Raw genomic sequence first — 9,104 nt, forward strand, 5'->3', positions numbered from 1 at the left:
GGACTACGATTTGATTTATGAAAAAATTCCGTACAACTCGAAAACCCTACAGCCCTATTCCCTACTCCCTACTCCCCACTCCCGGACTACGCAAATAATTTCAAAAATCAAATATGATTCCTATATACAAAAGGGCATCTACAAGAGATGCCCGTCATGCAGGAAAACCCCAAAGGGTTGTCCCTACACCTTCCCAACAATCAGCAACAGTAACTAATTAGATATTAGTCACACTCACAGACGTGAATATAGTAATCTTACTAACTTAAAACTATAAATGTCCCCAGTGCATACACTGAAAATGAACTGATGGATATTTGAAGTTGCTGTTTGTCATTTTCTGACTAATTTGGATGAGATGCAAGCTTGTCAAGTTCGTTATAACGATGTATTACTCCACAAATAGCAGCCAAAATTAACCATGAAAACGCATTCAAACGAAAATCGAATATGGTTACATCTACTGTATTCAATAGAACCCACTCCCCAAAAGCCAGAAGATAACTGAAAAATATCAATCTGTCTTCTTTATTTATATATTTTGACTTTCGTAGTAATTGGACACCTGTAATCAAAATCCAAGCGAGTAAGCCAAAAAATAACAGAGTACTGGGAAAACCAGTTTCAGCAGATAACATCAAAAACAAGTTATGGGGATGACCCAAGCGAGTATGCATCTGCGCTTTGTAGAATGTACTAAAACTGCGTAACCCCCAGCCAGTCCAAGGATGTTCTTGAGCTAAAGACCAGGCAAACTGCCACTGAGTTTTTCGCATTAAAGCGATTGGTCTATCTGGATACATGTCATCATTTAACCTTGCCCAAAAGAAGGCAGGAACGTACTGACGAAAAATTTGAGCGACTGGCGAGGGAGCAAAAGCTGCCAAAAGCACACTAGAGACGATCGCAGCGACGCCACCCACAAGAATGCGCCAACCTTGGTAGAGTGCATAAGCTAAACAGGCAAAAATAGCGATCGCCCACCCATTACGCGAGTTGGTAAAAATCAAGGCGATAAAATTTGTAATCATCGCCACGGTTAGGAAGAGGAGGGGGAGTGGGGAGTGGCTAGAGACGCGATTAATCGCGTCTGTACTGGGGAGATGGGGGAGATGAGGGAGATGGGGGGGAAATGACTGTTTAACGGCAGTTGCTCTACTTGGGGAGACCCCAAGACCGCACTGCCTCCTCTTGAATCTTAGTTGCTGATAGTTTTCTAACCACAACCCTAAACCAATGGTGAAAACTATCACTAGATAAGCTGCGAAGGTGTTAGCGTGCAAGAAGACTGAGGCTATGCGACCTGGCGGATTTCCTCCTGGTACGATTATCCAATTCAACACAACCCATAAAATCTCTAAATTCAAACTCCAGCCTAAAAATAACTGCCCCAAGCCGATAATTACCAGGGGCATGGAACCGATCACCAAAACCCAAGCCATTTGCCGCAATTGGGTAAATGTTTGAATCAGGGCGCTATGGGCAACGAAAAGTAAAAAGAAGGGTAATAAATTAAATAAGCCGAGGAAAGCTGCTGTCTTGTCATCGGCAAACCCAGCACTCACGATCAGCAACACACTCAAAAGGGCAAATCCCCAGTTGAGGGGGCGGCGACTAATTTTGCGGGATTGTTTCAACCAAGTTATTAATGATACAAAACCGATAGTCACAGCCCCCACTAAAGGACTCAATGGGAAGATTAACAGTGCCCATAGAGAGTAGTTCCAAGCAGATTGCCAACGAGACTTGAAATAGTCAAAAACCTTGTTCAAGCTGGCTCCCAACATTCCTGACGAGTGAGGCGAATTTGAGCTAAGGTGAAAATAGTCGGGATGATCCGACCGTAGTTAGTGGCGATCGCTCTCCACCCTAAATCTGCAAAAAACCAAGTCCACATTATCGGCCCAATCACAGCAAACATAGTGCGGGCTGCCCCATAACGAGCTGCACTCATAGTCATACCCCGTCGAGCCATTTGCATACTTACATAGCTTTTAAATTGCGTTGCAGCTGCTTCTGAGCCTGTAATCGCCGCTTGTTTGGCTACTTCATAAGTAGCAAAGTGCATGGCAAATTGACGGGCAATTTGCTTAAGTACAAATGGCTGGAGCATGGAAGTAACAGCGATCGCACTACCCCCTTTAAAAAGTAACCCCAAGGGGTCACGTTGCAATAAAAGTGGTAGCGGTTCTTTTAGTTCTGATTTTACAAGCTGACGCTGCACCTGTACAGTCAATTTTTGCTTTTCCTGTTCAGGCAATTTTTTCCACACCTGTCCTAGCAGATGCAAAAATACTTCTGCTTCTAAATCAATGGTTGCCAGCTGATTAGAATAGGGAATTTTTAGATACTTACATACGTGAACTAACGCTTCTCGGTAAGTTACCTGGCCTGTGCGTCCCCGCAATACTGTCATCCCGTCTGCCGCCAAAAAGCGAAAGCGACCCTCTAGTGCATCTAGCCAAGCTTTTCGGTCTTGGCTTTGCACTTCGATGGGTTCGGGTGTGTGTACATAGTCTAGAGGATTGAACTTACGACTAAAAAGAATTGCCGTTAAATCTTGCAATTCTTCTTCGGTCGCTAACTCTAGCGCCGCCCTCATTTCATCCAATTTCCCTTCCTCCCTTCTATGCAGCGTTGTGTACCTTATTCTACTATTAGCTACACGTACTATTGCCTTTCTCTTGATATAAACCAAAATTTACTTATTTATACTTGAATATTTTGCTCTTACTTTATGGAAAAATTTTACGGCTTTTACTACTGACTATTTATAATTTATATTCATTTTACCGCACAGCTATAGTATGCGTGTTCATAATAAAAGTAAAATATCCACTGGAGTTTAGATTAGATGGGTAATTTTAAACTCGAATAATGAAAAAACTCCAGAAATATTTGTGACAAATCTGGAGCCAGGAAAGATACGCATTTACCTATACCAAATTTTCACCGTAAGATAATCATACGTCATCAGGGTATATACTCAAATGTAAATAAAAGTCTATGAGGACAAACCACTGTGCTTCTCGTTTACCAACTTCTCTGTTGAAAGTAACGCAAAACAGCCCCAGATACACTGAGGCTGTTTTGCGAGAGTTGTTTGGCAGGAGGGGTACATCAATAACTGATGCCCCATGTTTAGATATAGATAATTCAGTATGCATTCCTATTCAGCCGTGGTTTGGCATATCTGGATGATTTGGAAAATTGCGTAGGCGCAGCCCGCACTTCGACAAAGCTCAGTGACCATCGTAGACATCGCTTTTTCCAAAAAGAAACTCCAGATGCCTTAAGCGCATCTGGAGTAGTAACAGGTTTCTAACATCAATCAATTTTTACCTATGCGATCGCCCGATGTCGTTAGGGTATATACTCAAATGTATTTATGTCTGTTCATCCGCAAATCGACGAGCAAATTACCTTCTTTTATACCCATAATCTCAATGCATCTAGAGAATTCTACGAACAAAAACTAGGTTTGGAGTTATGGCTTGATCAAGGAACCTGTCGGATTTATACTGTCAGTGATTCTGGATACTTAGGTTTGTGTCAAACAAGCGAAATATCAACTCCTCCAGCCGACAAGCAATCAAGTGTCATTTTTACCTTGGTAACACAGCAGGTAGATGAGTGGTTTGAATATCTCAAAGAACGTGGCGTTGAATTTGAAAAACCACCTACACTAAACGAAAAGTACAACATTTACCACTGTTTTTTACGCGATCCCAGTGGTTATTTAATTGAAATTCAACGTTTTGAGGCTACCAACAAAAAAGACATATAGATTTCCTAAGCAACTGAGGTACACCAAAATCTTGTTTACCAAGGTTAGTAGCTTTGAAAACGTACCTCACCAGGTCGGGAACCGCTATAACTAGGACTTACGCACTTTCTCTTAGGGTGACTACATGACAGCCGAAAAACTCACATGGCTACGCCTAAAATTACAACTTAAAGGTTCAGTTATCAAAGCAATTTATAAACATATTTTATGGTGTGGAGCTTTCGGATTTTTGATTTCTCTACTTTACCATTTTGATTTGCCTGTATCCCAACCTATTTTAGGAAGTGTTATTCCTAGTATTGTTTTAGGTTTGTTACTTGTATTTCGTACCAATACTGCTTATGAGCGATTTTGGGAAGGGAGAAAATGCTGGGGTTCTCTAGTAAATAACATCCGAAATTTGGCCCGGCAAATTTGGGTATCAATTGATGAAATTTCTCCAGAAGATAAAGAAAATAAAATTACAGCATTAAATTTATTGGTAGCTTTTGCTGTAACAACTAAATTACATTTGCGGGGAGAAGCAGTCAATAGCGAGTTAGAAGATTTAATGCCATCTAGTAAGTATATAAAACTGAAAATTATGAATAATCCCCCCATAGAGGTTGCTTTTTGGATAGGAGATTATTTACAGCAGCAGTATCATCGCAATTGCCTTAATAGCTACCAGTTAACATCTATGCAAGAATTATTGAATAATCTTGTGGATAATTTAGGAGCTTGCGAACGTATTTTAAAAACACCTATGCCATTAGCTTATTCCATTCATCTGAAGCAATTATTGTTACTATATTGTTTTTTGTTCCCATTTCAAATAGTGGAGACTCTGGGTTGGTGGACAGGTTTAATTGCTGCTTTCGTTGGTTTTACAGTATTTGGCATTGAAGCCATCGGCTTGGAGATAGAAAACCCCTTTGGTTACGACCCTAACGACTTACCTCTAGATGCGATTTGCGAGACAATGAAACGCAATATTGACGATTTAATTACTCTGACTCCAAATGCGCGATCGCATTCAGGTAATTTGACCTATGAGAAAAGTTGAGATCGGGAATAACTTACAAGGCTTTGTTATAGCTGTCAAGTCCCATCTGGCCGCGTCCATCTTCTTTCGCAGTAATATATAAACGCGAAACTATCTCTTCATTGGTGGATGTGCAATGATGCCTGTACGTCAAACTTTATCAAAGCCTGATATTCAACTTTCTTACTTAGAGTGGAACCAAGGGCAAGAACCTTTATTACTGTTACACGGCTTAGGCGACCATGCTCTGGTGTGGTCTAGTTTAGGAGATTATCTAGCGGCAGACTACCACATAGTTGCACCAGATATGCGCGGACATGGGCAAAGTAGTAAGCCTGAGAGAGATTATAGCTTTGAAAGTGCGATCGCGGACCTCGAAGCACTAATAGATCATCTCGGATGGACATCTGCCCATATTGTCAGCCACTCGTGGACAGGCAAATTAGCCGCCATCTGGGCAAGGCAAAACCCAAAGCGTTTGCAGAGTATAATTCTAGTCGATCCAATTTTTATCTGGAAAATACCCAGCCTTTTCAGGGTAACTTTTCCGATGTTGTATCGCTTCTTGCCTTTTCTCAAAAGCATGGGCCCCTTTGCCAGTTATGAAGAAGCCGAACAACAAGCACAGCAGTTAAAGCAATATCAAGGATGGAGTTCCTTACAACAGCAAGTTTTCCAAGCAGGAATAGAACAAAAACTCGATGGTAGTTGGGGCAGCAAATTTACCATAGCCGCCCGCGACGGGATTTTTGAAGAAGTAATGCAAGTGCCTGGTTTTACAATTCCTCTTGACACCCCTGCCATCTTCGTCCAGCCAGAACAAGGATTGAACCGCCAAGATTGGCAAATTCAACCATACAAAACCTATCTTAAAAACTTACGTATCTGCCAAGTTCCCGGTAATCATTGGCCGTTTTTGACACAACCAGAGGCATTTAACCAAACTGTAGCAGCTTTTTTGGCAGAACACAGATAGAAAATCTCATAATTATTAGACGGGATTATCATACAGCAACAGAAGAATTAATAAGAGTGATGTTTAGCGAGATTGGGCATGGGGCATGGGGCATTGGGCATTGGGCATTGGTTATTCCTTCATCTCCCCCATCTCCCTCATCTCCCCCATCTCCCCCATCTCCCTATCTCCCCACTCCCCATTCCCCACTCCCCACTCATGAGCCTTTGTATCAATCCCGTTTGTCCTAAACCAAATCACCCGAATAATCATCAAAACCGCTTTTGTCAAAGTTGTGGTTCCCATTTGGAATTGCTAGGGCGTTATCGGGTGACGAGCCTGTTGAGTGACAAAACAGGGTTTAGTAAAGTTTATGAAGCTTATGAACAAGATACCCCTAAAATCCTTAAGATACTCAAAGAGGATTTATCAGGCGACGCCAAAGCAGTAGAACTATTTCAGCAAGAAGTAACCGTATTAGGACAACTCAAGCATCCCGGCATTCCCAAAGAGGATAGTTACTTCCAATATCAAACCCGAAATGGTTTAGTGTTGCATTGCATTGCAATGGAAAAAATCGGTGGATACAACTTAGAGCAGTGGCTAAAGCAGCAGCAGAATTACCCTATTTCGCAGGAACAAGCTATAGCCTGGTTAAAACAATTGGTAAAAATTTTGGATTTAGTGCATAGTAAACAGTACCTGCATCGAGATATTAAGCCATCTAATATCATGATTCGATCCCCCCTTGGGAAGGGCTGGGGGGATTTGGTACTAATTGATTTTGGCACTGCCACTGAAATTGATGGAACCTACCCAGACAAACTCAACAACGGCGACGGGATGACAGCACTGATGTCATCTGGCTACAGCGCTCCAGAACAAATGAATGCTCAAGCAGTACCGCAATCAGATTTCTTTGCCTTGGGGCGCACATTTGTATTTTTACTCACGGGATACCATCCTTTAGATATGTATGATGTGCAGCAAAATTTATTGCACTGGCAAAATCATGCTATCCATATCTCACCCTTACTATTGAATTTAATTGATTGGCTCACAGCACCGGATATAGAAAAGCGTCCTGCCAATACTCAGGATATTTTACAGCGCTTAAAAGAAATTGAAACCCAACTAAAACAAACTACTCCTGAAAAGATTAATTTAGTAGGGGATTATAATATTGAGCAATTGCCACCACCAATTACTAAAACTTCATTTGCTCCGCAGAAACAACCAGAAGAAGTTCCATTACTGAAATTTTTTGCAACGCTGCTAGTTATATTAGGATTACTTAGTATAGTGGTCTTAGCAACGCGGACATCAAAATTTTCTGTCATGCAAAATTACGGACAATACCCAGAAAAAAAAGGTAATATTGATTATTTTACTTATCAAGAAGGGAGGGATAGTCAGGGGAGGGTAGCTAAATTTAATGTGGCTGTTTTATCACTAAAATATAAATGGCTTTTAGGTAGCAATTTTCAAATTAAATATAATGATGAAATTATTAGTGTTGACCTTTTAAAGTTGAACTTGGAACAAGAAGGTATACAAAATATCATGCAAGACCCTAGTGAGATTATTTCTGTAGGCACAGTTTCTTGTAAAGGTAATATAGAAGTTCAACAGCGAATGGCTCTAGAACGTTCCAAACAAATACAATTTTTAGTAAAAAATTTATTTATTAATACACCAAACATCAAAAATTATCGTATATTAAATTTGGGACAATTTCAACGGAGTGATTGTCAGGCAAATCAGGATTTAACTAAATATCAGAGAAGTATTATAATTATTGGTGTTAAAAAACAATCACCAGGTGTAATTCTCGATGAAGCATTACGGGATAGGTTAGAAAAGAAGCCTTTTGCTGATTTTAAGTTAGAAGATTATTCTTTGGGGACGCCAGAAAAGTTTAAAACGATACCGAGTAATTTATAAAATCTCTAGCAAAATACATCAGTGCATAGGCGTAACCCATCGTAGATATCGCCACTTTAGCCATAAACTACAACTATGCTCATCTACATCTCCTATGGCTAGCAGCAGATATTAGCACCAAGCGATTAATCAGCCTCGCACCTGAAAATTGGGTAAAATGGGTAACACAAATTCCCGATATTGTATTCGGAGAAATTATCAACTCCGAATTCCAGTGGATTAGCCGTGAGAGTGATGTCTTAGTCCGCGCTACTAGTCGCCAATATGGCGAATTTATTGTACTCAACGAGTTACAATTACGCTACAAAGCTGAAATGCCCAAACGGATGCGGGCTTATGCAGCACTAGCTGAAGAAAAGTACAATTTGCCCACCTATCCGATACTAGTTAACATCCTCAAAGAAAGTGATGTTGAAATTCCCACCAGCTATGAATCACAATTTGCAGGTTTACAGGCGCGTCAAGACTACCGTGTTATCAACCTTTGGGAAGTCGATGTGGAAATCGCTTTTACTCAACCTGTTCCTTCCCTGCTTCCCTTTGTCCCAATTCTCAAAGGAGGTGCAGAAGAATCCACTGTGCAACGGGCATTGCAAATTCTCCGCGCCGATGAGCAATTGAGCCAGTTAGAAATTGTTATGGCTTTTTTTGCTACCTTTGTATTAGACAGCGCTTTAGTTCAGCAAATCATGAGGTGGGATATGGCAGTGTTACGCGAATCTCCCTGGTATCAGCAAATTTTGAGAGAGGGCGAACAACGTGGGGAAGAACGAGGACGGCAAGAAGGACGGCAAGAAGAGATAGTGTCAGGTATTGAACTCGCTTTGGAGATAAAATTTGGTGCTGAGGGATTGCAATTGATGCCAGAAATCTCTCAAATTTCAGATTTAGATAGATTAAAAGCAATTCAGCAGGGAATTAAGAATTTGAATACTCTAAATGAATTTCGGCAAATAATTTGAAGAAATGAAACTGTTTTGAGTTTGGCAAAGAATGAGGTAGTATATGTCAGTATTTGAGAAATCTTTCTTTTATCAAGAAAGTTTCAAAAAAGGTTATGAAAAAGGTTACGCAAAAGGTTGGCGAGAAGGTTTTTTGCCTGAACTTGAATGTGCTTTAGAGAGAAAATTTGGCTGCGAAGGATTAAAACTGATGTCAGAAATCTCTCAAATTTCCGATTTAGAACAATTAAAGGCAATTTACCGAGGCGTATTAAAGATCAATACTTTACGTGAAGTGGATGAACTCATCCGCAGCCTTCAAATTTCCTCAACTTAGCCAAACTCTGGGGTGATAAACTTCTCTCTTCCTTGGCGCTCTTGGCGTCTTGGCGGTTCGTTCATTTCCAAAACTTAGATAGGATTGCTATATAAATCTCAATTTTGATACCAATT

At 40.6% G+C, this 9,104-nt stretch carries 10 protein-coding genes; 8 read left to right on the plus strand and 2 right to left on the minus strand.

The features are described from left to right. Positions 1-344: 344 nt before the first annotated feature. Positions 345-1,787 (minus strand): O-antigen ligase, encoded by a 1,443-nt coding sequence (locus LC574_RS13210; protein WP_229453946.1) that lies wholly within the window; start codon positions 1,785-1,787, stop codon positions 345-347. Beyond that, positions 1,769-2,611: a YaaW family protein gene (locus LC574_RS13215; protein ID WP_229453947.1), complete on the minus strand. Its 843-nt coding sequence runs from the start codon at positions 2,609-2,611 to the stop codon at positions 1,769-1,771. The genes LC574_RS13210 and LC574_RS13215 overlap by 19 nt, the downstream gene beginning before the upstream one ends. Before the next feature lie 395 nt (positions 2,612-3,006). Here LC574_RS13215 and LC574_RS13220 point away from each other — a divergent pair, with 395 nt between their 5' ends. The 8 genes from LC574_RS13220 to LC574_RS13255 all read left to right on the plus strand — a co-directional run bounded on the left by LC574_RS13220 (position 3,007) and on the right by LC574_RS13255 (position 8,988). Further along, positions 3,007-3,201, plus strand: a complete 195-nt coding sequence (locus LC574_RS13220) for a hypothetical protein (RefSeq protein ID WP_229453948.1) — start codon at positions 3,007-3,009, stop codon at positions 3,199-3,201. 187 nt (positions 3,202-3,388) lie between these two features. Beyond that, complete coding sequence (locus LC574_RS13225; protein WP_229453949.1) at positions 3,389-3,787, plus strand: VOC family protein; 399 nt, start codon at positions 3,389-3,391, stop codon at positions 3,785-3,787. Between the two features lie 124 nt (positions 3,788-3,911). Then, a complete protein-coding gene (locus tag LC574_RS13230; RefSeq protein ID WP_229453950.1) occupies positions 3,912-4,832 on the plus strand; it encodes a bestrophin family protein in 921 nt (306 codons plus the stop codon). Between the two features lie 118 nt (positions 4,833-4,950). Further along, a complete protein-coding gene (locus tag LC574_RS13235; RefSeq protein WP_229453954.1) occupies positions 4,951-5,787 on the plus strand; it encodes an alpha/beta fold hydrolase in 837 nt (278 codons plus the stop codon). A gap of 56 nt (positions 5,788-5,843) precedes the next feature. Then, positions 5,844-6,017, plus strand: a complete 174-nt coding sequence (locus LC574_RS13240; RefSeq protein ID WP_229453951.1) for a hypothetical protein — start codon at positions 5,844-5,846, stop codon at positions 6,015-6,017. Next, positions 5,986-7,710 carry a serine/threonine-protein kinase gene (locus tag LC574_RS13245; RefSeq protein WP_229453952.1) on the plus strand — a complete coding sequence of 575 codons (1,725 nt, stop codon included), beginning with the start codon at positions 5,986-5,988 and terminating at the stop codon, positions 7,708-7,710. Before LC574_RS13240 ends, LC574_RS13245 begins: the two co-directional genes overlap by 32 nt. 62 nt (positions 7,711-7,772) lie before the next feature. Next, positions 7,773-8,672, plus strand: coding sequence for an Rpn family recombination-promoting nuclease/putative transposase (locus tag LC574_RS13250; RefSeq protein WP_229453955.1), 900 nt, complete (start codon positions 7,773-7,775; stop codon positions 8,670-8,672). A 43-nt stretch (positions 8,673-8,715) separates the two neighbouring features. Continuing rightward, positions 8,716-8,988, plus strand: a complete 273-nt coding sequence (locus LC574_RS13255; RefSeq protein ID WP_229453953.1) for a hypothetical protein — start codon at positions 8,716-8,718, stop codon at positions 8,986-8,988. The last annotated feature ends 116 nt before the right edge of the window (positions 8,989-9,104 follow it).

This window comes from Nostoc sp. CHAB 5715 (assembly GCF_020829685.1).
Classification (GTDB): Bacteria; Cyanobacteriota; Cyanobacteriia; order Cyanobacteriales; family Nostocaceae; genus Nostoc.